This is a genomic window from Streptomyces griseorubiginosus, from assembly GCF_036345115.1.
Lineage (GTDB): Bacteria > Actinomycetota > Actinomycetes > Streptomycetales > Streptomycetaceae > Streptomyces > Streptomyces griseorubiginosus_C.
In genome coordinates this window covers 1,328,715-1,353,107 of sequence record NZ_CP107766.1, presented here as the reverse complement: position 1 = coordinate 1,353,107, position 24,393 = coordinate 1,328,715, and the positions used below count along the sequence as shown (strand labels likewise).

Annotated in this window: 22 protein-coding genes; 8 read left to right on the top strand and 14 right to left on the bottom strand. The window is 71.0% G+C overall.

Annotated features, from left to right (window positions below):
* Nucleotides 1-4: 4 nt before the first annotated feature.
* From OHN19_RS06285 to OHN19_RS06275, 3 genes are all read right to left on the bottom strand, one after another.
* Nucleotides 5-1,495, bottom strand: a complete 1,491-nt coding sequence (locus OHN19_RS06285) for a family 43 glycosylhydrolase (RefSeq protein ID WP_330263191.1) — start codon at nt 1,493-1,495, stop codon at nt 5-7.
* Nucleotides 1,492-4,764, bottom strand: a complete 3,273-nt coding sequence (locus OHN19_RS06280) for a discoidin domain-containing protein (protein WP_330263190.1) — start codon at nt 4,762-4,764, stop codon at nt 1,492-1,494. The genes OHN19_RS06285 and OHN19_RS06280 overlap by 4 nt, the downstream gene beginning before the upstream one ends.
* Nucleotides 4,765-4,888: 124 nt before the next feature.
* On the bottom strand, nt 4,889-5,917 hold the full coding sequence (locus tag OHN19_RS06275; protein WP_330263189.1) for a LacI family DNA-binding transcriptional regulator: 1,029 nt from the start codon (nt 5,915-5,917) through the stop codon (nt 4,889-4,891).
* 186 nt (nt 5,918-6,103) lie between these two features.
* On the opposite strand from OHN19_RS06275, the gene OHN19_RS06270 reads away from it, so the two are divergent.
* Genes OHN19_RS06270 through OHN19_RS06255 form a run of 4 tightly spaced genes read left to right on the top strand, consistent with a single transcriptional unit; the run spans nt 6,104 to nt 11,105 of the window.
* Nucleotides 6,104-7,423 carry a sugar ABC transporter substrate-binding protein gene (locus OHN19_RS06270; RefSeq protein WP_330263188.1) on the top strand — a complete coding sequence of 440 codons (1,320 nt, stop codon included), beginning with the start codon at nt 6,104-6,106 and terminating at the stop codon, nt 7,421-7,423.
* Nucleotide 7,424: 1 nt separating this feature from the next.
* Nucleotides 7,425-8,387, top strand: coding sequence for a sugar ABC transporter permease (locus tag OHN19_RS06265; protein WP_330263187.1), 963 nt, complete (start codon nt 7,425-7,427; stop codon nt 8,385-8,387).
* Between the two features lie 14 nt (nt 8,388-8,401).
* Nucleotides 8,402-9,223, top strand: a complete 822-nt coding sequence (locus OHN19_RS06260; RefSeq protein ID WP_330263186.1) for a carbohydrate ABC transporter permease — start codon at nt 8,402-8,404, stop codon at nt 9,221-9,223.
* A 46-nt stretch (nt 9,224-9,269) separates the two neighbouring features.
* Nucleotides 9,270-11,105 (top strand): glycoside hydrolase family 127 protein, encoded by a 1,836-nt coding sequence (locus OHN19_RS06255; protein WP_330263185.1) that lies wholly within the window; start codon nt 9,270-9,272, stop codon nt 11,103-11,105.
* Between the two features lie 167 nt (nt 11,106-11,272).
* On the opposite strand, the gene OHN19_RS06250 is transcribed toward OHN19_RS06255, so the two are convergent.
* From OHN19_RS06250 to OHN19_RS06240, 3 genes are all read right to left on the bottom strand, one after another.
* Nucleotides 11,273-12,268, bottom strand: coding sequence for a glycoside hydrolase family 43 protein (locus tag OHN19_RS06250; RefSeq protein WP_330269540.1), 996 nt, complete (start codon nt 12,266-12,268; stop codon nt 11,273-11,275).
* 71 nt (nt 12,269-12,339) lie between these two features.
* On the bottom strand, nt 12,340-12,627 hold the full coding sequence (locus OHN19_RS06245) for a DUF1905 domain-containing protein (protein ID WP_330263184.1): 288 nt from the start codon (nt 12,625-12,627) through the stop codon (nt 12,340-12,342).
* 24 nt (nt 12,628-12,651) lie between these two features.
* The gene (locus OHN19_RS06240; protein ID WP_330263183.1) at nt 12,652-13,311 is read right to left on the bottom strand and encodes a TetR/AcrR family transcriptional regulator; all 660 of its coding nucleotides are present in this window, start codon (nt 13,309-13,311) and stop codon (nt 12,652-12,654) included.
* Nucleotides 13,312-13,369: 58 nt separating this feature from the next.
* Here OHN19_RS06240 and OHN19_RS06235 point away from each other — a divergent pair, with 58 nt between their 5' ends.
* From OHN19_RS06235 to OHN19_RS06225, 3 genes are all read left to right on the top strand, one after another.
* The gene (locus tag OHN19_RS06235) at nt 13,370-14,047 is read left to right on the top strand and encodes a class II aldolase/adducin family protein (protein ID WP_330263182.1); all 678 of its coding nucleotides are present in this window, start codon (nt 13,370-13,372) and stop codon (nt 14,045-14,047) included.
* Nucleotides 14,044-14,973: a carbohydrate kinase family protein gene (locus OHN19_RS06230; protein ID WP_330263181.1), complete on the top strand. Its 930-nt coding sequence runs from the start codon at nt 14,044-14,046 to the stop codon at nt 14,971-14,973. The genes OHN19_RS06235 and OHN19_RS06230 overlap by 4 nt, the downstream gene beginning before the upstream one ends.
* 109 nt (nt 14,974-15,082) lie before the next feature.
* Nucleotides 15,083-15,406 (top strand): DUF2218 domain-containing protein, encoded by a 324-nt coding sequence (locus tag OHN19_RS06225; RefSeq protein WP_330263180.1) that lies wholly within the window; start codon nt 15,083-15,085, stop codon nt 15,404-15,406.
* Between the two features lie 10 nt (nt 15,407-15,416).
* On the opposite strand, the gene OHN19_RS06220 is transcribed toward OHN19_RS06225, so the two are convergent.
* From OHN19_RS06220 to OHN19_RS06205, 4 genes are read right to left on the bottom strand one after another with little or no spacing between them, the layout of a single operon-like run.
* On the bottom strand, nt 15,417-15,953 hold the full coding sequence (locus OHN19_RS06220) for an NUDIX hydrolase family protein (protein WP_330263179.1): 537 nt from the start codon (nt 15,951-15,953) through the stop codon (nt 15,417-15,419).
* 33 nt (nt 15,954-15,986) lie between these two features.
* Nucleotides 15,987-17,171: an amidohydrolase family protein gene (locus tag OHN19_RS06215; RefSeq protein WP_330263178.1), complete on the bottom strand. Its 1,185-nt coding sequence runs from the start codon at nt 17,169-17,171 to the stop codon at nt 15,987-15,989.
* A 2-nt stretch (nt 17,172-17,173) separates the two neighbouring features.
* The gene (locus tag OHN19_RS06210; protein WP_330263177.1) at nt 17,174-18,577 is read right to left on the bottom strand and encodes a glutamine synthetase family protein; all 1,404 of its coding nucleotides are present in this window, start codon (nt 18,575-18,577) and stop codon (nt 17,174-17,176) included.
* Nucleotides 18,578-18,616: 39 nt separating this feature from the next.
* Nucleotides 18,617-19,429 carry an SAM-dependent methyltransferase gene (locus tag OHN19_RS06205; RefSeq protein WP_330263176.1) on the bottom strand — a complete coding sequence of 271 codons (813 nt, stop codon included), beginning with the start codon at nt 19,427-19,429 and terminating at the stop codon, nt 18,617-18,619.
* Nucleotides 19,430-19,589: 160 nt separating this feature from the next.
* Between OHN19_RS06205 and OHN19_RS06200 the strand changes: the two genes are divergently transcribed.
* Nucleotides 19,590-20,045: a potassium channel family protein gene (locus OHN19_RS06200; RefSeq protein ID WP_330263175.1), complete on the top strand. Its 456-nt coding sequence runs from the start codon at nt 19,590-19,592 to the stop codon at nt 20,043-20,045.
* Nucleotide 20,046: 1 nt separating this feature from the next.
* Here the strand turns inward: OHN19_RS06200 and OHN19_RS06195 are convergent, their stop codons facing one another.
* The 4 genes from OHN19_RS06195 to OHN19_RS06180 all read right to left on the bottom strand — a co-directional run bounded on the left by OHN19_RS06195 (nt 20,047) and on the right by OHN19_RS06180 (nt 24,258).
* Entirely contained in the window at nt 20,047-20,763 is a 717-nt protein-coding gene (locus OHN19_RS06195; protein ID WP_330263174.1) for a response regulator transcription factor, read from the bottom strand.
* 380 nt (nt 20,764-21,143) lie between these two features.
* Complete coding sequence (locus tag OHN19_RS06190; protein WP_330263173.1) at nt 21,144-23,132, bottom strand: FtsX-like permease family protein; 1,989 nt, start codon at nt 23,130-23,132, stop codon at nt 21,144-21,146.
* Nucleotides 23,133-23,147: 15 nt separating this feature from the next.
* Nucleotides 23,148-23,870, bottom strand: coding sequence for an ABC transporter ATP-binding protein (locus OHN19_RS06185; RefSeq protein ID WP_330263172.1), 723 nt, complete (start codon nt 23,868-23,870; stop codon nt 23,148-23,150).
* A gap of 19 nt (nt 23,871-23,889) precedes the next feature.
* A complete protein-coding gene (locus tag OHN19_RS06180) occupies nt 23,890-24,258 on the bottom strand; it encodes a DUF4333 domain-containing protein (protein ID WP_330263171.1) in 369 nt (122 codons plus the stop codon).
* Nucleotides 24,259-24,393: the final 135 nt, after the last annotated feature.

The window sequence follows — 24,393 nt, the reverse complement described above, 5'->3', positions numbered from 1 at the left end:
CGGACTACTCGCCCGAGGGTGCGGGCAGCGCGACGCCTAGAGCCACGGGGGCGCCGAAGTTCGGGGTGCCGTCGGCGTTCCAGGTGAACTTCTGCGCCCTGGTGGTGCGGTTCATGTCGCAGCCGCCGCTCGTGGAGCTGTTGGCGTGGTACACCATCCAGTCCTCGGTGCCGTCCGGTGACTTGAAGAACCCGTTGTGGCCCGGACCGTAGACCCCGTTGGCGTTGGACCGCTGGAACACCGGGTTCGGTGACTTCACCCAGGACGAGGAGTTCAGCGGGTCACCGCCGTTGTAGGTGAGCATGCCCAACTTGTAGTCGGGCGTGGAGCAGTGGCTGGCCGAGTAGACGATGAAGGTCTTGCCGCCCCGCTGGAGCACCTCGGCGCCCTCGTTGACCGCGCCGCCCACGGTCTCCCAGCTGTAGGTCGGCGTGGACAGCACCCGCCGGGTGCCGCTCGCAGTCCACGGGTTCGACAGCGGCCGGATGAACATGGGCTGCGAACCGTTGTAGAAGGTGCCCAACAGATAGAGCTGTCCGTTGAGTTGCAGGATGCTCGGGTCCAGTTCCCAGGTGTTGTCCTGGGTCGGGTCGAGCAGGTCGGCCTTGAAGGTGTACGGGCCCATCGGGTCCAGGCCCGCGCTCTCCAGCACGTGGATCCGCTGGGTGCCGAGGTCGTACGGCTCCCGCCCGGCCGTGTAGTAGAAGTACCAGCGCTTGCCGTTGGGGCCGTCGAGCAGGTGGAACTCCGGCGCCCACATGGTGCCCGCCCCGTTGGGCCGGGTCAGGTTGAAGATCACCTGGTCGGTGGCCGTGGCGAGCCCGGCGAGGGTGCTCGCCTTGCGCATGGTGACCGTCGAGTTCCAGGTGGTCGTGGCGAGGTAGTAGGAGCCGTTGTAGTACGTCAGCCAGGGGTCGGGCCCGTGCTGGGAGAGCGGGTTGGTGAAGGTGCCCGGCGTGGTGCCACCGCCGGTGAACGAGGGCAGCCGCCACACCCTGCCGCCGCTCGTGGAGCACGGCAGTTGGACCAGGTTGGTGTTGGACGCCGACGAACCGCCGCTGGGCGTCACGCACTTGCCGGAGCCGACGGAGACCAGGTTGAAGGTCTTGTCCGCGCCCGCGACCGTCACGGGGGCGAGCCGCCACTGCTGGTTGCTGCCGCCGTGGCAGGGCCACTGGATGATCGCCGCGTTGTCCGCGGTGGAGGCGCCGTGGACGTCCACGCACTGACCGGACTGGGTGATGATCGTGTACGTGTCGCTCGTGCCGGAGACGGGGGTGTAGGAGAGGTTCTGGTTGGCTCCCGACGAGCAGGTGAACGCCCGGAGTTGAGTCCCGGCCGTGGTCGAACTTCCGGGGAGGTCCAGGCAGTTGCCGCCGTTCTGGTTGACGGCCGTCGAGGTGAAGGTGACGGCGGCGGACGCGGGCGCCGACGGTGCGACGAGGAAGGCCGTCGTCAGCACGAGCAGCGCCAGGAGGAGTCTGCATCTGGTCACGGGCCGTACACCTTTGCTTCGAGGAGGCCGACGGAGTTCGTGCCGTTGCTCGTGAGCAGCACCCGCAGCCGGGTGGTGTTCGTGGCGGTGAAGGTGACGCTGTTGTACTGGTTCTTCGCCAGCGGATAGCCGCTCGCGCCCGGCACGTCGACGTACGCGCTGCCGTTCCAGTACTGGAGCCTCCAGGAGGCAGGCATGTCGATGCCCTGGTCGTCGTCGAAGAAGTACACGTCGGCCCTGTTCAGGGTCTTCGCCGCGGGCCAGGTCAGTTCCGCCCACTGCTGACCGGTCTCCGGCCAGGTGCCCCAGCGGGGGTTGACGGTGTCGTTGGAGGAGGGCGGGTCGATGCCGTCGTTGACCGCGTTGACGCTCTCCCAGGCGGAGGTGTACGACGCCGACGCGGTGGCCGAGGTCGCCTGGTTGGCCGGTGGCTGGACCCCGCCCCGGTTGTACACCTTGACCTCGGTCAGGCCGGTTCTCGCGCCGGAGGCGTTGGTGGCCAGGACCCTGATGCGCTGGGTGCTGACGGCCGGGAACCTCACCAGGTTGTAGTTGGCGCGCGGCGCGGCCGGACTCTTCGTCTGGCTCGGGGCATCGACCCATGAACTGCCGTTGTAGTACTGGACGGTGTACGCCGACGGAGCTCGATAGGTGGTGGAGGCGGGGCGGCTGTCCTTGAAGTACAGCCGCACCTCGTTGAGCGTGCGACTGGTGCCGAAGTTCAGCTCGTACCAGTCCTGGGCGGCTGATCCGCCCGCGCCCCAGAACGGCTCGTTGGTGGGGTAGCCGTCGACCGCCCCGGCGGCGCTGCTCCCGGAACCGGTGGAGGAGGCGGACACGGTCGCCCCGGCGGCGAGGTTGGGCAGGTCGGCGGTGAGGTCGACGCCCGCCTTGGCGAGCATGTCGACCATGCGGGGGCTGTCCTGCACGACCTGGTTCGGCGCCTTGAGCCCGGCGACGGCCGTGTGGTGGGTGACCGTGCCGCTGGTGGTGACGTCACCGGTGGCCGGGTCCCAGGTGAGGGGCACCAGCGAGGAGACGGTGGCGACCCGGCTGCCGTTCACGTAGACCGAGTAGCCCTCCGGGATGCCCGGGTAGCGCACCACGCCGTCGGCCGGGTCGTCCCAGACGATCGACAGGTCGGCGCCCCGGTAGCGGAGGTTGTTCACCGTGAAGTGGTCCCAGCCGATGTCGATGGGGGAGAGCTCGACCTTGTCGTCGTTGCGGGGCCTGAGGCCCGCCACGTCCTCGATCACGGTCCAGTTGCTGCTGCCGAGGATGTTGTGGTGGATCCAGGAGCGGTAGGTGATCGCGCTGCCGTTCCAGTCGGCCCAGAACTCGTTGGCGTCCGGCCACTGGGTGTTGCCGCCGACGTACTGCGCCCAGGCGTTCCAGTAGAGGAGCTTCTTGTAGTCGGTCGCGTTCATCCAGGAGTTGGGGTAGTTGCGCAGCACCGAGGAGTAGAGCCGGAACTGGACCGTGGAGTTGATGGTCGAGAAGTTGTTGGAGCCGGGCTCGCCCGCGTCGGCGGCCGCCTTCTTGTCGACCTGGTTGGCCGTGTAGAAGGGGAAGACCGGGTACTGGGCCGGGTCGTCGTACAGGCGCAACGCCTGCTTGTACGCAGCGGTGTTGGGGACCGCGCCGACCGAGAACGGGTAGTAGTTGTTGATCTCCTTCCAGGGCACCCACTCGTTGGTCGACTTCAGCCGGTGTTCGAACAGCTGCCGGTTGGGGTTCCAGAGCACGTTGACGATGGCGTCCTTGATCTGGTTCGCCAGGGTGCGCATCTCCGTCGCCTTGGCCGTGTTGCCGGTCGCCTCGTACGCCTGCGCGGCGGCGAGGGCGCCGCTGTACTGGTAGGCGGACTCGGCGCGGTCCATGTTCCCGGGCTTCCAGTGGAAGGAGACGGCGTCGGCGTCGTTGCCGGTCAGGGCGCCCCAGTCGTACTCGATCAGCTTGTTGTTGTCGTGGTCGTAGTAGGCCAGCTGTCCCTTCACGTCGCCCTCGGCGTAGTGGGCGAGCTGGTTCGCGATCGCGGGTTGGCCGCCGTGGATCTGGTAGCTCTTCCAGGCCGCCTCGGCGATGTACTGGGTGTAGCTGTTGGACCAGTTCGCCGGGTCACCCGGGTTGTCGAGGAAGCGGCCGCCCTTGGAGATCTGGCCGACGCTCAGCCAGTCGCCGTACGCATAGGCGGGGTTGCGCAGGTACTTGAGGTCGTCGATGTGCATCGGCTGGGTCAGCGCGATCGCGTTGTTGTAGCCGAGGACGCCCTCCGTGGAGGTCGGGAACTGGAAGGTCTGGCCGGGGATGTCCGCGTCGAGGTTGTTGAAGCGCATCAGCCACCAGCGGTAGTAGATGCTCTTCTTGATCGCCGGCTCGGGGACGTCGATGTAGGGCACGTTCTGCGCCCACCACAGGTTGTAGGCCTTGACGTGGGTGGCGAAGGCGGTCGCGGGGGAGTAGCCGGCGTAGGCGTTGTACTCGGTCAGCGACTCTGGGATCTCGTCGGTGACGAAGCCCATCACCACCTTGGCGGTCACCGTGGCCCCGGCCGCGATTGTCACCGACCGGTTGAGGCCGCCGCTGGAGACGGTGAAGCCGTCGCCGGTGAGGCGGGGCCGGAGGGTGGTGAGGTTGTTGTAGGCGTTGACCTGGCCGGTCAGCTCGCTGCCGGTGCCTGTCGTGGCGTACGGCGACGTGGCCCGCAGTTGCAGGGTGGTCGAGCTGCCGCCGTTGTTCTTGATGGCCAGGTTGGTCACGGCCACGTTGTTGTCGGTGATGAACTTGGTCTGCTCGACCGAGACCGAGCCGCTGGTGTGGACGCTCTTCCAGTGGCTGGGCGTCTGGCGGCGCTGGGAGACCTGTTCGGTGAAGGTGCCCGGGGTGATCGCGACCGTGTAGGCGCTGTTGTCGTTGACGCTCTCCCAGTAGGCGACCTTGCCGCCGAAGCCGAGCTGGGCGGGGTTGTGCTCCTTCATGAAGAGGGCACGGCCACGGCTCATCAGCCAGGGCCCCGCCGGGTCGTCGCCGGTGCGGGCCAGCAGGCGGTCCATCCAGAAGTCGGTGCCCGAGCTCTCCGCGTCGTAGATCGCCCGCATCATGTCGCCGGTGGTCTGGGCGACGGGCGGGGCCGGGATCGCGGGCCCGGTGAAGGTGGGGAAACCGATGGTCTGCGCGGCGCGGGCGGGGGCCGCGAGGGAGACGGAACAGAGCAGGAGGGTCAGGACCACGAGGAGGCGCTGGAGGATGGGCTCTGTTCGTCTTCGCATCGGATGCTCCCCTTTGCCGAAACGACCTGTGGCGGAAAATGCCTAAAAGGTTTTCGCAACGTAGGAGCGAGCTGATGGAGTGTCAAGAGAGGTCGTTGGGCCCGCAGTTCGGGAGGGTTGCGGTTCAGGACAGGTGAGCCGTGGACCCCCGGATCACCACCCGGCAGGGCAGCGTCTCCACCCCAGCCCGCGGGGCCCCCGCGATCGCCCCGAACAACGCCTGCGCCGCCGCCCGCCCGACCTGCTCCAGGTTCATGTCGACGCTCGTCAGCTGCGGCCGGGACGCGGAGGTCAGGATCTGCCAGTTGTCGAAGCCCATCACCGCCACGTCCTCCGGCACCTTGTGCCCGCGCTCCCGCAGGATCTCGATGACCCCGCGCGCGATCTGATCGCTGCCGCAGAGCACCGCGTCCACCTCGGGATGCCGCTCCAGCAGCATCGCGGTACCGGCCCGCCCCCACCCCTCGGACCACTCCGCGAACCGTGGCTCCCCGACGAAGTCCAGCCCCGCCGCGGCGAGCGCCGCCCGGGCCCCGTCCGCCCGGTCCCGCGCCGCGAGATAGCCCGGGTCTCCGCTGATGTGCGCGATCCGGGTGCGGCCGCAGGCCAGCAGGTGCTCGACCGCGATCCGGCCCGCGTCCACGTTGTCGGGCACGATCGACAGATCCGCCGGATCGTCCGAGGGGGCGTAGGCGTACACGACGGGAACGGGCAGGTCACGGCCGAGCGATGGGCGCGGATCGGTCCTGCTGCCCACCACGATCAGTCCGTCGACCCGGCGTCCGAGGAGCGCGCGCACATGGTGCTGCTCGCGGATCGCGTCACCGCGCGCGTCGCACAGGAACACCGCGACCTCGCCCGCGCCGAACGCGTCCTCGGCGCCCATCAGGATCGGAATGCTGAACCTGCCCTCCAAGTCGCTGGTGAGCAGTCCGACGGTGCCGGTCCGCCCGGCGAGCAGACCGCGGGCCAGCTGGTTGGGCCGGAACGACAGCCGCTCGGCCGCCTCGATCACCCGCTGCCGGGTCTCGGCGCGCACCTGGCTGCGGCCGTTGAGGGCCTTGGAGGCGGTGGCCACCGAGACGCCGGCCAGCCGGGCCACGTCGGTGAGGGTCGCGGTGTGCGCACGAGCGGGGCCGGGTGCGGATGTCATGCGGGTCTCCTGTCCTGCGTCACGTGTCTGGCGTCACGTGGTCTCAACGGTACGCGAGAACTTTCGGCCGCCCACCTGAACTCGTGTCGCTGCACGAGGGATTGACGTGCCCTCAGCTCGGCTCTAGCTTGACGAAAGCCTTTTCGGCTCGTTTCTTCCGGGTGCTCGTCACGAAGGGGGATCGTCATGGGGAGCCCGACCACGTCACCGGGACGGATCCATCGTCTGATCGCCGCGGCGGTCGCCCTGATCGCCACCGCCGCGCTGGCCACGGCCTGCGGATCCGGCGACGGCGACAAGGGCGGCGGGGGAGGGGGAGGCGGCGCGGCCGACGCCAAGGGCGTCGACGACGGAGCCACCCTCACCATGTGGACCCGCGCGGCGACCCGCCCGCAGAGCGAGGCACTTGTCAAGGCGTACAACGCCAAGCACAGGAACAAGGTCGAGCTGACCGTCGTCCCCACCGACGACTACCAGACCAAGGTCGGCGCGGCGGCCGGGTCGAAGGACCTCCCCGATCTCTTCGCCTCCGACGTGGTGTTCGTCCCGAACTACACCTCCAGCGGGCTCTTCGCCGACCTCACCGACCGGATCGACGCCCTGCCCTTCGCCGACGACCTCGCCCAGTCGCACATCAAGGCGGGCACCTACGACGGCAAGAAGTACGTCGTCCCGCACACCCTCGACCTGTCGGTGCTCTTCTACAACAAGGACCTCTACCGCAAGGCGAAGCTCGACCCCGAGAAGCCGCCCACCACGCTCGCCGAATGGGACCGACAGGCGCGCGCTGTCGACAAGTTGGGCGGGGGCGTCAACGGCACCTTCTTCGGCGGCAACTGCGGCGGCTGCGGTGTCTTCACCTGGTGGCCCTCGATCTGGGCCGCCGGCGACGACGTACTGAACAAGGACGGCACCGAGGCCGACCTCGCCTCCGGCACCGCCAAGAAGGTCTACGACACCTACCGCGGCTGGGTCCAGGACGACATCGTGGCCCCCGGCGCCCGCGACGAGACCGGAGTGACCTGGACCGGAGTCTTCCCGAAGGGCAAGGTCGGCGTGATGCCGATGCCCTCGACGACCCTGGGCCTGATGCCCAAGGACCTCGACCTCGGCGTCGCCCCGATCCCCGGACCCGACGGCGGAAAGTCCACCTTCGTCGGCGGTGACGCCATCGGCATCTCCGCCACCAGCGACAAGGCCGACCAGGCCTGGAACTTCCTCGCCTGGTCCGTGGGCGACGAGGCACAGGTCGACGTGGTCGCCGCGCACAAGGACGTGGTCGCGCGCACCGACCTCGCGTCCAACAAGTACTCCGAGGCGGATCCGCGCCTGGTCACCGTCAACCAGCTGGTCGCGGACGGCCGTACCCCTTACGCCCTGAAGTTCGGCCAGACCTTCAACGACCCCAACGGGCCCTGGCTGACCCTGATGCGCGACGCCGTCTTCGGGGACGCGGCGAAGGTCGACAAGGACAACGAGGCCGTCACCGCCTCCCTGGGCGACTGACATGCAGGTGAGGACACCGGACCGGGTGAGCGTCGAACCCCCGGTCCGGACGGACCCGGCGCCCCGTCGCCGCGCGCGGTGGTGGCTCTCCCGCAATTCCCGCACCCTTCAGGGCCTCGGCTACGCCGCCCCGACGGCCGCGTTCGTCGCCCTCTTCTTCGTCCTCCCGCTGCTCCTCGTCGGCCAGATGTCGCTGCACGACTGGCCGCTGCTCGCCGGGGACCGGGGCGGCAACGCCCCCGAGAACTACACCGACGTCACCGACAGCACCCTGTTCTGGCCCGCCGTCCGCTTCACGCTCCTCTACACGGGCATCGTCACGGTCGTCCTCCTCGGCCTCGCGCTCCTCCTCGCCCTGCTGGTGCAGGAGTCCCGCCCCGGCACCGGCTTCTTCCGCACGGTCTACTTCCTGCCGGGCGCCCTCGGACTGGCGTCGGCCTCCCTCCTCTTCTGGGGCATGTACAGCCCGACCACCGGCCCCCTCAGCCGCCCCCTGGAGAAGCTCGGACTCGTGGACGGGCCGGTGTCCTTCCTCGGCACACCGACCTCCGCCCTGCTGTCGACGGTGTTCCTCGTCGTGTGGAAGTTCGCCGGGTTCTACATGCTGATCCTGCTGGTCGGCCTCCAGCGCATCCCGCACGAGCTGTACGAGGCCGCCCGCATGGACGGCGCCGGCCGCGGCCAGATCTTCCGGTCCGTCACGCTGCCCCTGCTGCGACCGTCCCTCGCACTGTCCCTGCTCCTGTGCGTGACCGGATCCCTGCTCGCCTTCGACCAGTTCTTCGTCCTCACCAAGGGCGGACCCGACAACAGCACGGTGACGGTGGTGCAGTTGATCTACCGGGAGGCCTTCCAGCGGCTCGACCTCGGTACGGCGGCGGCCCTCTCGATCCTCGTCCTGGCCGCGCTGCTGCTCCTCAACGCCCTCCAGTTCCGCGGACTGCGCCACGCCGACGAGTCATGAGGAGGGACCTCGCCGTGCCCACCCGAACGCTCGCCCGTACGCCCTACTACGTCGTCGCCGGCGGCCTCGCCGTCATCTTCCTCTTCCCGCTGCTGTGGAACACCTGGGCCTCGGTGAGCGCCCAGCCCGGCACCGCCCAGGAGTCCGGCTACGGCCTCGGCAACTACCGAACCCTGCTCGACTACGACGCCGGCCTGTGGCGCTACCTCCTCAACTCGACCGTCGTCTCGGCCCTCACGGTCGCCCTGACCGTCGGGGTGTCCCTGCTCGGCGGCTACGCCTTCGCCCGCTTCCAATTCCCCGGCAAGAACCTGCTGTTCCTGCTGACCCTGGCCATCCTCATGGTCCCGTACGCCACCCTCCTCATCCCCCTCTACGTCCTCCTCGGCCGGCTGCACCTCCAGAACTCCCTGATCGGGCTGAGCCTGGTCCTTGCCATGTTCCAACTCCCGTTCGCCACCTTCATGATGCGGATCTCCTTCGAGGCCGTCCCGCGCGAACTGGAGGAGTCGGCCCTCGTCGACGGCTGCGGCACGGCGGGCGCCCTGCGCCGGGTGCTGCTCCCGGCGGTGCGACCGGGACTGATCACCGTCGGCCTGTTCGCCTTCCTCGCCGCCTGGAACGACTTCATCGCCCCGCTGATCCTCATCTCGGACAGCGAGAAGGCGCCCCTGCCGCTGGCCGTCGCCAACCTGCGCCAACAGAGCATGGGCGCCGTCGACTACGGCGCCACCGAGGCGGGCGTGGTGGTCCTCGCCGTGCCCTGTCTCCTCGTGTTCCTGCTACTGCAACGGCACTACGTGCGCGGATTCATGTCCGGTGCCCTGAAGGGATGACGCGTTGAAGCCTGATGCGAAGGCGCACACAGCTCCTGTCGTACCGGTGGCGCCGAGCCGCGGCCGGCTACGCCCGCTCGGCCTCGACGAGGTCCGGATCACCGGCGGCTTCTGGGCCGGGCGCCGGGAGGTCAACGCCACCGCGACCCTCGACCACTGCCGGGAGTGGGTGGACCGCGTCGGCTGGACCGCCAACTTCACCGCACCCGTGGAGGCCCGGCGCGGACGGGAGTTCGCCGACTCCGACATCTACAAACTGCTCGAGGCGATGACCTGGGCGGGCGTCGGCTTCGACCCGGTCACCGAGACGATCGCCGCCGCCCAGGAACCCGACGGCTACCTCAACACCCACTTCGGCCGCCCCGGCCAGCAGCCCCGCTACAGCGACCTCGAATGGGGCCACGAGCTGTACTGCTACGGCCACTTGATCCAGGCCGGGGTCGCGCAGATCCGCACCCGGGGCGAGGACGCACTGGCGAAGATCGCCCGACGCGCCGCCGACCACGTGTGCGCCGCCTTCGGACCAGGGGGCATCGAAGGCGTCTGCGGCCACCCCGAGATCGAGACGGCCCTGGTCGAACTGGCCCGCGCCACCGGCGAACAGCGCTACCTCGACCAGGCCGCCCTCTTCGTCGACCGCCGAGGCCGGGGCACCCTCGCCGACGGCGAGTTCGGCCGCGCCTACTACCAGGACGACATCCCCATACGTCAGGCGACGGTCCTGCGCGGCCACGCCGTCCGCGCCCTCTACCTCGCCGCCGGCGCGGTCGACGTGGCCGTGGAGACGGGCGACGAACAACTCCTCGCGGCCGTCGTACGGCAGTGGGAGGCCACGGTCGCCCGCCGCACCTATCTGACCGGCGGCATGGGCTCCCACCACCGCGACGAGTCCTTCGGCGACGATTTCGTCCTGCCGCCCGACCGCGCCTACTCGGAGACCTGCGCCGCCGTCGCCTCGGTGATGCTCAGCTGGCGGCTCCTCCTCGCCACCGGCGAACCACGCTTCGCCGACCTCGCCGAGCGGACCCTGCTCAACGTCGTCGCGACCTCACCCGCCGAGGACGGCCGCTCCTTCTTCTACGCCAACACCCTGCACCGCCGCCGACGCGGCACCGTCCCCGCGCCGGACGCCGAGAGCCCGCGCGCCGAATCCGGCCTGCGCGCCCCCTGGTTCGCGGTGTCCTGCTGCCCGACCAACGTGGCCCGCACCCTGGCCCTGCTGCCCACCTACCTGGCCACGACGGACGACGGGGGCGTCCAGCTCCACCAGTACGCCGACGCGGAGATCTCGGTGGGCGCGGTCGGCCTGAGCGTCCGCACCGACTACCCGTCCGGCGGAACCGTGACCGTGCGGGTCACCCGGGCTCCGGACCATCCCTGGACCCTGTCCCTGCGCGTCCCCTCCTGGACCGCGGGCGCCGAGGCCGCGCTGGTCGACACGGACGGGACCCGCCGCGCGGTCACCCCGGGCACCGCCACGGTCACCCGGGTCTTCCGCCCCGGCGACGAGATCCGGCTCGAACTGCCCGTCGCCCCGCGCTGGATCGTCCCGGACCCCCGCGTCGACGCGGTGCGCGGCACGGTCGCCGTCCAGCGCGGCCCCCTCGTGTACTGCGCCGAGTCCGTGGACCTGCCGGACGGGCGGGACGTCGACGCCGTACGGGTGGATCCGGCCGCCGAGCCGGTGGACGGGCCGGACGGCACGGTCGTGGCGCCGGGTGAGCTGGCCGAGCCACCCACTCGGGCATGGCCCTATCAGCCGCTGGACCGGGCCGGGGTTCCCACCGCCGAAGAGCGCGGGATCGCGCTGGTGCCGTACAACTCCTGGGCGAACCGGGGTCCTTCGACGATGCGGGTGTGGCTGCCGACGACCCCACGCTGACGAATCCGACGATCGGAGACCGAGCATGTCCCAACCCCCCCACGCGCAGACGCTGATCGCTCAGGCGTACGCCGGCACCGGGGAAGCCGCCCTCGGGTGCACTTCACCACCCACGGCCTCACCGTGGCCCCCTTCCGTGTCGCGGACACCACCCGCTAACGCGGGACTCAGACGCTGAGATCGTCGCCGTCGAGTTCGGTGCACTGCCGTACCACCCGCAGGGCATCGTCCTCCACGACCATCTCGTACAGCTTCCCGCGCGCGTTCTCGAAGGGACGGTGCAGGATCATCAGCAGCCGGCCGTCGAAGGCCCGGAACAGCATGCCGTGCCCGCTGTCCTCCCGGACCAGCGGCCGGCGCTGCTCCCAAGGCCCTGTGAGCTCACCCGACTTGGAGACCGCGTAGGTCTGCACGTAACCACCGCTGACGGTGCCGTCCGCACCGGCCGTGTTCTTCTCGTACGTCGACCACAGCATGAGGAGGGCGCCGTCAGGGGTGCGGTGGAGCTGCGGGCCGTCGGTGACGTAGGGCGCGAGCTGGTGCGGTACACCCGCGGGGATCTGCTCGCCGAGCCAGGACGCGTCCGAGCCCTTGAACAGGAAGACGGGGTCGCCGATCGTCCCGGTGAGATCCGGGGCCAACCGGATGGCCTCCATGGTCCCGTCGACGGTCTGGAGCCACTCGTGCGCGTACACCATCCAGGGCTGCCCGGCCGGATCGACGTACAGCGTGCCGTCGAGCGTCATGAGCCGCGCTGGCGGGGTGGGCCCGGTCGGGTCGACGACGGTGAAGGGGCCCAGCAGCGAGTCGGACACGGCGGTGATCGTCCCGCGCGCGTGGTTCGGCAACTGGAAGGGCGTGCCCCACCGCCCGACAGGCGGCACCGGCAGCTCACGGCTCTCGTCGTGCAGCGTGGTGAACAGGTGGTACCTGCCGCCCCAGGTGTGCACCTCCGGCGCCCAGCCGCCGTCCCGCGCCCAGAGCCCCTCCTGCTCGTCGGTCCGGAACACCACTACCGGCCGGGTCCACTCCCGCAGGTCGCGGCTGCGGTAGACCATCGTCCCGACCCCCTCCACCCCCGACACGGACGGTTCGTTGGACGTGTAGAGGTAGTACGTCCGGGTCTCCTCGTCCGCGACGACGAACGGATCGTGCAACGGCATGTCGGGCAGCCGCAGGGGCTCGGTGTCGGTCACGGCTGAACGATACGTCCGCCGGTGATCACCCGCCCAGGTCAGACGCGGACCGTCAACTCCACGCGCACGTCGTCGCCCGCCGTCAGTCCCTCCGGCTTGCGCACGGCGTTCTTGAGCGGCAGGAGATAGCCGCCGTCCTTCGGGAAGAGCGATGTCGTGAAGGTGATTCCGCCGATGCGGGCCTCGACCGGGACCACGCCCCAGCCGTACGTGGCCATCCTGGCCACCTCGCCGATGTCGGCCGACTCCTGCTCGGGCACCGGGACGAAGTAGTACGGCGCCGGGCCGCGCCATTCGAGCACCCGGCCGGTGAAGGTGAGCCGCATGGGTCCCCCGTCCGTTCGAAGACGTCAGGAGACGTTGTACCGCGCCGCGATGTCCGTGAGATAACCCCGCAGCAGGATCTTCGCCTCCTCCAGCAGCGCCGCGTCCCCCTTCACGTCCCGGCGGAACGCCTCCTGCGCGAGGGCGTCGGCGGCGAGGACGGCCGCGTGGCAGACACGGGCGAGGGTGTCGTCGTCCTCGGCGAGCCGCAGGGCGAGCAGGATCCGGCGGATCCCGTCGGCCATCCGGCGCTTGTGCTCACGGTCCGCGGCCCGGGTCCGCTCGGTCAGCCCGCTGCCGAACCACAGGGCGCGGAAGCCGTGTTCGCTGCGGTAGATCTCCGCGTACGCGTCGATGAGGACACCGACCGGGTCGTCCCAGTGCTCGGCGCCCGCGGCGACCACGAGCGCGTCCATCGCCGCTTCCAGCTTCGTGAAGTAGCCGGCCGCCAGCGCCTCGATGATCGCGCCGCGGTCGGGCAGGTACTGGTACAGGGAGCCGACCGACACCCGGGCCTCGGACGCGATCCGGGTCGTGGTGAGCGCCTCGACGCCCTCCTCGACCAGGATGCGCTCGGCGGCGTCCAGCACCCTGGCCAACCGGGCCCGGCTGCGGGCCTGTTGGGGCGTGCGGCGCAGGGAGGCGATCCATGCGGCCGAGTCGGAGTCCGCGTCGGCCTCGCTCACGTACCAACCTCCAAACCTGAACGTGACTTTGTTTCACGTTTAGGTTAGCGTCGCGCGCATGACCGACTCAAGCCCGGTGCTGAGCGAGGAGCGGGCCGCCGTGGCGGACGCCTGCCGCCGTCTGGGGGCCGAGGGCCTGCTCATCGGTACGGCGGGCAACGTCAGCGTGCGCGTCGAGGACCGGGTCGCCATCACCGCCACCGGGGCCGTCCTCGCCGGGCTCACCCCCGACCAGGTGACCGTCGTGGACCTCGACGGCGAGATCGTGGCCGGAAGCCTGCTGCCGACCTCGGAGCTCGACCTCCACCTCGGTGTCTACCGCCGCTACGGCACCACCGCGGTCGTCCACACCCACGCCCCGATGGCCACCGCGCTCTCCCTCGTCCTCGACGAACTGCCCTGCATCCACTACCAGTTGCTCGCGCTCGGCGGCACCGTCCGGGTCGCGCCCTACGCCACCTTCGGCACCCCGGAGCTCGCCGAGTCGGTCCTCACCGCGCTGGAGGGGCGGGGCGCGGCGCTGATGGCCAACCACGGGGCCGTGACCCACGCCCCGACCCTCGACAAGGCCGTCGAGCATGCACTGCTCCTCGAATGGGCCTGCGGTGTGTACCAGCACGCGGCCGCTCTCGGGAAGCCGCGCGCCCTCGACGAACAGCAGCAGATCGCGGTGATCGAGGCCGCCCTCGCCCGCAACTACGGCACCACGCAATCCGCACAGGAGGGGAAGCGATGAACGTCGTCACCATGGGTGTGCATGTACTGGACGTACTGGTCCGGCCGGTCGAGGAGATACCCGAGGGGCAGGGCGCGACCCTCGTCGAGGACATCCGCATGACCGCCGCCGGTACCGCCGCCGGCACCGCCCTCACCCTCGCCAAGCTGGGCGCCTCGGTCCGCACGGCCGGCGCGATCGGCACCGACCCCACGGGCGACCTGCTGGTCCAGCTGCTGCGCACGGCGGGCATCGACACCGAACTGCTGGTGCGGCGCCGGGACACCTCCACCTCCGCGAGTGTCCTGCCGATCCGCCCCAACGGCGACCGCCCCTCGCTCCACCTCCTCGGCGCCAACATCACCTACGGCCTCGACGACGTCCCCTGGGACGCGGTCGCCGAAGCGAGCCACCTGCACCTCGGCGGCCCCGAACTGATCGGCGCCGACGTCGGCGCCCGCATCCTGGCGCACGCCAAGGACCACGGCGTCGTCACCTCGGTGGACCTCCTCGCCCCCGGCTTCCTCGGCACCTTCGACCAGATCGAACCGCTGCTCCCGTACATCGACTTCCTGCTCCCGAACGACGACCAGGTCCTCGGCTTCAGCGAGGAGGACGACCTCGTGACCGGCGCCAGGAAGTTCCTGGCCGGCGGGGTGGGCCTGGTCGCGGTCACCCGCGGCGGCGAAGGCGCCCTCCTGGTCACCGCCGAGGGCACCGAGACCGTCCCCGCCTTCGACGTCGAGGTCGTCGACACCACCGGCTGCGGCGACGCGTTCTCGGCGGGCTTCCTGCGCGGGACGAGCCTGGGCCGTACGCCCCGCGAGGCCGCGATCCTGGGCAGCGCGGCGGCCGCACTGGTCGCACAGGGACTGGGCAGCGACCACGGGGAGTTCGACCTGGCGGAGGCCGACGAGTTCTCCATGACGAGCAAGACCCGCGCGTAGGGCGCACACATACGTTGCGGTGTGCGAGGGGTGCGGAATGGGTGCGGGGCGATCGGTGTTGCGGGAGCATCGAGTCCGTACCGCGCCACCCGCACTCCTGGGAGTACCCGTGCCCCGCTCCGAAGCCCGCGTCGCCACCGACCGCCCGCACCGCTACGCCAAGCAGCTCGCCGCACACCTGGGCCGTCGGCTTCAGACCAGCTGGGACGAGGACAGCGGTGAGGGCACCCTGCTCTTCCCGAACGGAGGCAAGGGCTCCCTCACCGCGGCCGAGGGCGCGCTGCTGCTGACCCTGGAGACGGAGTCCGAGAACCTCGATCTCTTGGAGACCGCCGTCGGCAGCCACCTGGTCCGCTTCGGCAGCAAACTCGTCGTCGAGTGGACGCGGGACGGCGGCGCGCCCGGTACCACCCAGCGCAAGGAGACCGACTGACCGGGGTGCCTCAGATCACGCAGCCGACATGGGCCAGCGCCTGCTTGAGCAGCACGCCGTGACCGCCGGGCATCTCGCTCGCCACCGCCGGTGACAGGGCCTCCTGCGGGCTGAACCACACCAGGTCCAGGGCGTCCTGCCGCGGCCGGCAGTCGCCGGCCACCGGGACCACGTAGGCGAGGGACACCGCGTGCTGACGCGGGTCGTGGAACGGCGTGACGCCCTGAGTGGGGAAGTACTCCGCCACCGTGAACGGCTGGAGCGACGACGGGATCCGGGGCAGCGCCACGGGGCCCAGGTCCTTCTCCAGGTGCCGCAACAGGGCGTCCCGCACCCGCTCGTGGTGCAGAACGCGGCCGGATACCAGAGTCCGGCTGACCGTTCCGTCGGGTCCGATGCGCAGCAGCAGGCCGACGCTGGTGACTTCGCCGCTGTCGTCGACGCGCACGGGCACGGCCTCGACGTACAGGATGGGCATCCGGGCGCGCGCCTGCTCGAGATCGTCGGCGCTCAGCCAGCCGGGCGTGGTTTCGGTCAAGTCAGACATTGCTAGATCATACTTTCCGGGGACGGCGGGCGCTCAGTCGCGCCCGTCTGGTGGGACGGGGGCCGGGGCAGGAAGTCCGTAGAGGCGGCGGGCGTTGTCCCCGCTCGTCCAGGCCGCGATGCGCAACGCGTCCGGCAGGCTCAGCTCGTCGGCGTCCACCCGCTCCTGGAGCAGAGCGGCCAGACCCTGCCGGAAGGACAGCGCGCCGAGCAGATGGAATTCCGCCACTCCGTACGCGTCCGAGCTGTACAGCAGCTTGCGGAACGGGGTGATCTCCAGTGCCTCCGCCAGGATCGCCCGCGCCCGCGCCGGGCCGACGTAGTGGAGCGTGAGGCCCACGTCCAGGTACACCTGCTCGAACACCGCGGCCAGATAGGCGGCCTGCCGCTGATACGGCCAGCAGTGCAGCAGCAGGACCGGGATGGTGCCCGCGGTCAGGTGCAGCCAGTCCGTGAGGTGGGTCGGGTCGACACGGTGCATCCGGATGTCACTGTCACCGAACCCGGTGTGCAGCTGAAGCGGCAACCCCAGGTCCACGGCGGTCCACAGCAGATGCCGTACCAGCACCGGATCGGCCAGCCGGCCACCGCGGGCCAACCAGTCGGCGGCGGCACGGGCGACCTCCTGGTCGGTGGGCCGGGCCGGGTCCAGGTCGAAGCCGGTGCGGTAGGCGGCGACCGACTTCACCGCCACCACGCCCGGCCGCCCCACCGCCTCCAGAGCCGCCGCGCGGAACGCGTCGGCGTACGCCCGCGGCCGCACTCCCCGCGCCGCCACGGCCTCGGCGACACTCTCCAGCCGGACGACCTCGTACGCCGTCCCGCCCGCCGCCTCGGCCAGCTGGGCCGGGGTGCTGAGACGTTCCGGCAGATACCCGGTGTCCACGCAGAAGACGTCCGTGCCCGCAGCGGTCAGGAAACGGCGGTTGACCTCGCGCGGGCCGAGCTCCCCGCGCCGGGCCAGGTAGTCCTCCGGCGGCGCGTGGCGCGGCAGGTCGAGGACGGGCGCGCAGTGGCGGCGGACCGCCACGCCGACAGGGCTGTCGAAGGGCGAGATCCCGGGCCAGGCCGCACCCTCGGTGAGCAGCGACTCGAAGCCCGGGCGGTCGAGTGCGTCGGTGACGACCCCGTGGCAGTGGTGGTCCACGAGACGGGCGCCGGCGAGGGCCTCGTGGACGGGGTGCGCGCCCGTACCCGGCCGCGGAGGAGGTTCGCTCATGCTCAGTACTTCCAGCGGTACGCCGCCGCGATCTGCTCGTCGTCCAGCTCGGCCACGGCATCGCTCTCCCCGAACCGCACCGCGACCACGGCGTCGGCGAGGGCCGGGCCCAGCGAGGCCCGCAGCTTCTCGTCGGCGCGGAACGCCCGCACCGCCTGGGAGAGCGAGGTCGGCAGCCGGCGTACGCCCGCCGCGGCGGCCTGGTCGGCGGGGAGCAGGGCCGGATCGCCGGTGATCTCCCGGGGCAGGGGCATGGCCGAGGTCAGTCCGTCGAGTCCGGCGGCGATCAGGCCGGTGAGGGCGAGATACGGGTTGGCGGCCAGGTCGACCGGCTTCAGTTCCATGTTCGCGGACCGGTCGGTCAGGCCCGCCGTGCCGGTGACGATCCGGACGGCCGCCTCCCGGGTCTCGCGGCCCCAGACGCTGAACACCCCGGCCCACTGGGAGGGTTTGAGGCGCAGATAGCTGGCCGGGCTCGGCGCGGTCAGGGCCGTGAGCGCGTGCAGATGGGAGAGCACACCCGCGATGAACGACTCCGCGTCCGTGGTCATGCCGTACCGGCCCTTGCCGCCGGAGTGGAGGTTCACGCCGTCGCGCCAGACGGAGAGGTGGAGATGGCCGCCGTTGCCCACCCCCTCCGCGAAGACCGCCGGAGAGAAGGAGACGACGAGCCCGTGCCGCTGCGCCACCGCCCGGATCGTCTGCCGCACCAGCACACTGACGTCGGCCGCCGCCACCGGGTCCAGCGCACTCGTCGAGATCTCGAACTGCCCCGCCGCGTACTCGGGATGCAGCTGCTCGACCTCGATGCCCTGCTCGGCGCAGGCCGCCAGCAGGTCGGCCGTGTAGTCACCGAGCTCGACCTGCCGGACGCCGCCGTACGCCGGTCCCCACGCGGCGGGCACGAACTCGCCGTCGGCCACCGGGCCCTGGCCCACCGCCCACTCGATCTCGACGCCCGCCTTGAAGGTGATTCCGTACCGCTCGGCCGCCTCGGAGACGATCCGCCGCAGCACCGTGCGGGAACAGCCCGGATGCGGGTCGCCCTCCTGCGTGATCCGGTCGACCGGCGCCCAGGCCCAGCCGGGCTGCCCGGCCAGGGCCACCAGCCGGTCGAGGTCGGGGTACAGGCGCAGATCGCCGTCGGGGGAGCCCAGGGTGTCGGTGGTGACGATGGAGTCGTTGGCCAGGAAGGTGTCGAACACCGGCGACATGCCCACGCCCCAGGCCGCCGCGGAGGGCAGCTTGGCCGTCGGGACCGTCTTCACCCGGCAGATGCCCGCGGTGTCGACGTAGGCCAGGACCACGCCGTGCACACCCTTCTTGAACAGCTCGTCGCCCAGTGCGGTGGCCCGCTCCACGTCACCGGGACGGCCGCCGGGGACGGGATCGGCAAGGGTGGTCATACGTCCTCCACGACGGGCTCGGCTGGGTCAGGTCCCGCGTCAGGGTTTCACGGCCACCGCGCCGAACTGCGGTACCACGGCCGGGGAGTCCGACTCGGCACGCCACTGCGAACAGGAGACGAGACCCGGTTCGAGCAGGTCCAGTCCCTCGAAGAAGGTGGCGATGTCCTCGCCGCTGCGGGCGGTGATCGGCGGAGTGGCGTTCTCGTTCCAGAACTTCATGGCCGGGATCTGGCCCTCGCCGCCCAGGTCCGCGTCGAACGTGGGGTGGGTCAGAGCGAGATGGCTGCCCGCGGGCATCGCGGCCATGACCTCCCGCGCGATCCTGCGTGCCTCGTCGGTGTCCAGGACGAAGTTGAGGATGCCGAGCATCATCACCGCGACCGGCTTGCTGAAGTCCAGCGTTTGGGAGGCGCGTTCGAGGATGGCGGCCGGGTCGTGGACATCGGCGTCGATGTAGTCGGTGACGCCCTCGGGGGTGCTGGTCAGCAGGGTGCGGGCGTGGACGAGCACGATCGGGTCGTTGTCGACGTAGACGATCCGCGCGTCGGGCGCGATGCGCTGCGCGATCTGATGGGTGTTGTCCACCGTCGGCAGTCCGGTGCCGATGTCGAGGAACTGCCGGATGCCCTGCTCCTCGGCGAGGAAGCGCACCGAGCGGCCCAGGAACCAGCGATCGGCGCGGGCGATCTCCCGGATGATCGGGAACATCCCGGCGACATGGTCACCGACCCGCTGGTCGACCTCGTAGTTGTCCTTGCCGCCGATCCAGTAGTTCCACACGCGCGCGTTGTGCGCCACACCTGTGTTCAGCCTCGCCGATACGCCCGACGGGGTGTGGCTCTCGCTCACGACAGTGCTCCTTCTCGTGCCTGCGGCCGTTGCCGCCATTGTGCCGCCCGATGATCAGCTTGTCCCGGAAACCGCGACCTGAACGCCCCGTCCGAGATGCCCGCGGATCTTCCGGCGGGGACACTGGCCGGGTACGGACCCCTTGCCGCGAGGAGTGCGCATGCTGCCCGGATTCCTCACCAGGGCGGTCGAGTTGCTGTTCGGCCGGGAAGGACGCTCGCTCCATCTGAAGGCGGCGGGCGGTGCGACGGCCGTCCTGCTCGTCGTGATGCTGCTCGGTTCCTGGGCGGTGCTCGCCGCCGAGGACGGGGCGCGGGGAGCCAATCTGACCTCCTACCCCAAGGCCCTGTGGTGGTCGGTCGAGACGGCGACCACCGTCGGATACGGCGACTTCTTCCCGGTGACCTGGTGGGGCCGGGTCGTCGGCACGGTCGTCATGGTCGTCGGCATCACGACGTACGGCATGGTCACCGCGGCCCTCGCGACCTGGTTCGTGGCGCGGGAGCAGAAGCGGCGGCACGGGCTCCACGAGGTCGGCGCGGAGGCCCTGCACGCCCTGCACGAGCGCTTCGACCGGCTGGAGGAACTGCTGGAGCCGGCCAGGAAGAAGCGGTGACTCAGCTCGCCGGCCGGGCGTGACCGTGCTGCCAGGCCCAGGCGGCGATCTCCACGCGGTTCCGTGCGGCGAGTTTGAGCTGGATGCTGGAGAGGTGGGTCTTGACCGTGGACAGGGAGACGTACAGTTCCGCGGCGATCTCGGCGTTCGTACGGCCGAGGGCCACCAGGCGTACCACGTCGAGCTCACGGTCGGTCAGCGGCTCGGTGGCGGACGCGGGTCGAGTTTCGACGACCGGCTCGGGCGCCGCCGCCATGTCCGTCGAGCCTTCTGTGACATGCCGGAGCAGACGGACGGTGACGGAGGGGGAGACCAGTGAATCCCCGGCCGCGGCGGCGCGGACCGCCTCCGCGAGGAGCGTCGGTCCCGAGTCCTTCAGCAGGAACCCGCAGGCCCCGCCGCGCAGTGCGCCGTACACGTACTCGTCCAGGTCGAAGGTGGTGACCACGACCACCCGCAGGGGGTCGGCGACACCGGGTCCGGCGAGCAACCGGGTCGCCTCCAGACCGTCCAGCTTCGGCATCCGGATGTCCAGCAGACACACATCGGGTCGCAGCTCCCGAGCCAGCCGTACCGCCGTCTCCCCGTCCGCGGCCTCCGCCACCACGGTCATGTCGGGCTGCGCGTCCAGGAAGAAACGGAATCCCGAACGCACCATCTCCTGGTCATCGGCGATCAGCACGCGGATGGGCGCGGCCGGCGGGGTGGGACTCGTCATGGGTCGATCATGCCTCAGGGGGTGGGGGAGGGGTGGTGGGCCGTGAACGGTGGGTGGGGTGCTGAGCGGTGGGTGGTGAGCGGTGGGTGGTGGGTGGGGCGGTGAGTGGTGGAGGGTGGGGCGGGGTGGTCGGAGGCGGGTGTGGCATGGGCGGGGTGCGGAGGGGAGGGGGTGCGGGTGGCAGGGGGTGCTGAGGGGAGAGCGCGGATGGGGAGGGTGCTGAAGCGGGAGTGCGGGTGTGCGAGTGCGGATGGGGCACCGAGTCCGGCCGGAGGGTGACGGTCGGACTCGGTGCCGGTCTTGAGGGGCTGCCGCGTGCCCCAGCTGCCGCGCCGGTCTCAAAGGGGCCCGGTGCCCAGCGGTTCCTCTCGATCGCCCCGTCAGTCCGCGCTTCTCGCCGCGTCCTCCGTCACCCTCCGCAGTAGCGGGCGGCTGCCACCTATCGCCGCGAACATCGCCAGCGCTCCCACAGCCACGCACGCGGCCAGCTCCAGTGCGCCCGTCGCGTTGATCGAGGCGCCGAGGAGCTTGTTGAGGCGGTAGGAGGCGTAGACACCGATCGCGGTCGTGCCGCCCGCCAGGGCGACCAGGGGGATCACCGTCTCGCGGACCCGGGCCCGGTCCAGCACCTTCAGGGGGGTGCCGGCGAGCCGGAGGAGGCCGTAGACCCGACGCCGGTCCAGGACCCCCGCGGCGGCGGTGAGGCCGGCGGAGGCCGTGGCGACGAGGAAGCTCAGGGCCAGCGTCGCCGTGCTGACCTCGGCGAAGCGGCCGACGGCCGTGCGGTCGCTCGCCGTCACATAGTCCTGCGTGATGGGCGGACGGGCCGGGTTGGCCGGGGTCAGCGCGGTGACGGCCCTGTCGAGCTCGGCCTGCCCGCCTCCGGACATGTGGGCCACCACGCCCGGTGTCCCGGGCAACAGTCCGTCCCAGTCGTCCTCGCCCACCGAGCGGACGGTCGCCGCGATGCCCGCCTCGCGCAGGAGCGTACGGACTTCGGAGACCTGGGCGCCGGCCACCGCGACCTGGCCGCGGTGCGCGGAGCCGTCCATGCCGACCATGCTGACGGCGAAGAACCCCGCCGCGAACCCGGCCAGGACGAGACCGCTGACCGTGCGCCACGCCCCACGCGGGTCGTCGCTGAGACGGCGGCCCGCCAGCAGGGTCGCCGGACGGCGGGCGAAGCGGCTCACCAGACGACCGAGCCGGTCGACCACCCAGGGCCCGAACAGCCAGAACGCGCCGTAGAACATCAGCAGCAGACCGATCACCCGACGGGTCGACAACTGACCGCCGCCGGTGGAACCCCAGAGGTAGAGCAACACCGCCACGAACAGCACGAGCCGAATGATCCGGGTCCGGCGCGGGGCGGACTGCTGGGCCACCCCGAGGGGCGAGACCGCGACCTGACGCAGCATCGACACCGCGCTGACCGTGATGAGCCCGGTGACCACCGACACGACCGCCACCAGCCACGGCAGCCCGACCCACAACTGGCTGACATACCAGCCGCCCACGCCGTACGGCACCTCGGCGAGCAGAGGCAGCAGGGCCACGTACAGCCCCGCGCCCGTCAGGGCCCCGGCCGCGCCGAGTGCCGCGCTCTCCAGCGCGGTCATCCCGACGACCTGCCGCGGGGTGGCCCCGGCGAGCCGCAGGGCGGCCAGCTGCTGCTCGCGCCGGGCCGCGCCCAGCCGTCCGGAGGCCGCGGCGAGGACCACCACCGGCATCACGAGCAGCGCCACACCCAGCAGTGCGGTCTGCCGGTCGTAGGAGGTGAACAGGTTCGCTTGGGTGCCGTGGAACCCGGTGATCCCGGCACGCCCGGCCAGGCCGATGTCGGCCACGGTGGACCCTTCCGCCGCCTTGGACACCGCGGGGTCGGTCGGAGCGCGGCCGACGACGGCCACCAGTTCGTCCGGCGATGCCAGACCGGCCGCACCGATCGTGCCGTACGACGACACCTTCGGGAACCGGTCGGCGAGCTGGTCCGCGGGCAGTTCGTGCAGCAGCGCGGCCAGGGCGGGGGAGACGTACACCTCGCCCCGCTTCGGGAAGGAGGCGAGGCCCGGCGGGGCGGGGGTCCCGGGGCGTCCGGGGAGCTGGGCGAGGGAGACCACCGAGACCGGCTCATGGCGTACGTATGTCGTCGCGAGTGCCTGGATCGCGGTGGCGTGTCTAGCTGGCTCGGGGGTGCGCCACGCGGTGCGGTCGGCGCGGGTGCCGGAACCGAGGGCGGCGGCGACCATCACCAGCAGGACGAACGCGCCGACGGCGGCCGCGGCGGCCGCGAGCAGCCGGCTCTGGAGACCGCGACGGCCCGAGGAACGGACCAGGCGCCAGGTCAGGGACAGGACGGGGGAACGCATGGCATCTCCTGCCGCTCAGGCGACCGTGTACTGGCTGTGGCCGCTGATACGGCCGTCGCGGACATGCAGGACGCGGTCGCAGTGGGCGGCGACGTCCGCGTCATGGGTGACCATCACCAGGGCTGCGCCCTGCTCACGGGTGACGGACGTCAGCAGCCGCACCACCTCCGTGCTGGTGGCCTGGTCCAGCGCGCCCGTCGGCTCGTCGGCGAAGACCACGTCCGGTTCCACGGCCAGGGCGCGGGCGATCGCCACGCGCTGGGCCTGACCGCCGGAGAGCTGACCGGGCCTGCGGTGCGCGAGACCGTCGAGGCCCAGCGGAGCGAACCAGCGCCGGGCCCGCTCGACGGCCTGTCTGCGCGGCACACCCTCCAGCATCAGCGGCAGAGCGACATTCTCCTCGGCGGGCAGCTCCGGGAGCAGCTGTCCGGACTGGAAGACGAATCCGAAGCGCTTGCGGCGCAGTGCGCTGAGTCTGTTCTCGCCGAGCTGGTCGATACGGTCCAGGCCCTCGGTCGGGCGGCTCCCGCCCGCGCCGCGCTCGCCTCTCAGCAGCACCTCGCCGCCGTCCGGGCGGACGATCCCCGCGAGGGTGTGCAGCAGCGTGGACTTGCCGGATCCCGACGGGCCCATGATCGCCAGCGAGTCGCGCTCGCCGACCTCGACGTCCACCCCGGCGAGCGCGGTGGCGGAGCCGTAATTCTTGACGAGGCCGTAGCCGGCCAGGACGGTGTTCATGATGTGAGGCGGTCCTCTGCTAGCGGTCGAACTTCCAGGTGACGGACCTGTCCGAGGCCTTGACGACGGTGACCGGTATCTCCACGGTCCCGCCGCCGCTCTTCTTGCCGGTACAGGTGAGGGTCGCGCCGGCGACGGCCTTGAGCCCGCTCGGGCAGGACACCTCGGTGAGCTTCACGCCCACCCAGGGCAGAGGGTGGTACTTGCTCTGGGTGCGGCCCGCGACGATGTTCGCCGCGAGGGCCCGGTGGCCGCCCACCGACACCGTGGTGTCCTCGCTCAGCCGCGTGTTCGACTCGGTGCCGGAGAGGAAATAGGTGCCGAGCCCGAAGACGACGGCCGCACCGGCCACGCCGCCGACGGCGCTGACGAGGGTCTTGCGTTGCATCACGTGCTCCTGAAGAAAGGTGAGGGAGTGCTGCCGGGGGTGGAGGACGCCCGGCGGGGCGAGTGACTCCACTCTCGCCCCTCGGCGCGGGCGCCCGCCTCGGCCGAACGGCCAGGGTCCATGAGCACGGGCCGG

Coding starts and splice junctions, on each gene's coding strand:
- OHN19_RS06200 (WP_330263175.1), top strand. CDS start 19,590: ATGCTGCCCGGATTCCTCACCAGGGCGGTCGAGTTGCTGTTCGGCCGG.
- OHN19_RS06235 (WP_330263182.1), top strand. CDS start 13,370: ATGACCGACTCAAGCCCGGTGCTGAGCGAGGAGCGGGCCGCCGTGGCG.
- OHN19_RS06215 (WP_330263178.1), bottom strand. CDS start 17,171: ATGAGCGAACCTCCTCCGCGGCCGGGTACGGGCGCGCACCCCGTCCAC.
- OHN19_RS06195 (WP_330263174.1), bottom strand. CDS start 20,763: ATGACGAGTCCCACCCCGCCGGCCGCGCCCATCCGCGTGCTGATCGCC.
- OHN19_RS06220 (WP_330263179.1), bottom strand. CDS start 15,953: ATGTCTGACTTGACCGAAACCACGCCCGGCTGGCTGAGCGCCGACGAT.
- OHN19_RS06230 (WP_330263181.1), top strand. CDS start 14,044: ATGAACGTCGTCACCATGGGTGTGCATGTACTGGACGTACTGGTCCGG.
- OHN19_RS06180 (WP_330263171.1), bottom strand. CDS start 24,258: ATGCAACGCAAGACCCTCGTCAGCGCCGTCGGCGGCGTGGCCGGTGCG.
- OHN19_RS06245 (WP_330263184.1), bottom strand. CDS start 12,627: ATGCGGCTCACCTTCACCGGCCGGGTGCTCGAATGGCGCGGCCCGGCG.
- OHN19_RS06210 (WP_330263177.1), bottom strand. CDS start 18,577: ATGACCACCCTTGCCGATCCCGTCCCCGGCGGCCGTCCCGGTGACGTG.
- OHN19_RS06270 (WP_330263188.1), top strand. CDS start 6,104: ATGGGGAGCCCGACCACGTCACCGGGACGGATCCATCGTCTGATCGCC.
- OHN19_RS06280 (WP_330263190.1), bottom strand. CDS start 4,764: ATGCGAAGACGAACAGAGCCCATCCTCCAGCGCCTCCTCGTGGTCCTG.
- OHN19_RS06275 (WP_330263189.1), bottom strand. CDS start 5,917: ATGACATCCGCACCCGGCCCCGCTCGTGCGCACACCGCGACCCTCACC.
- OHN19_RS06190 (WP_330263173.1), bottom strand. CDS start 23,132: ATGCGTTCCCCCGTCCTGTCCCTGACCTGGCGCCTGGTCCGTTCCTCG.
- OHN19_RS06250 (WP_330269540.1), bottom strand. CDS start 12,268: ATGCCGTTGCACGATCCGTTCGTCGTCGCGGACGAGGAGACCCGGACG.
- OHN19_RS06265 (WP_330263187.1), top strand. CDS start 7,425: ATGCAGGTGAGGACACCGGACCGGGTGAGCGTCGAACCCCCGGTCCGG.
- OHN19_RS06185 (WP_330263172.1), bottom strand. CDS start 23,870: ATGAACACCGTCCTGGCCGGCTACGGCCTCGTCAAGAATTACGGCTCC.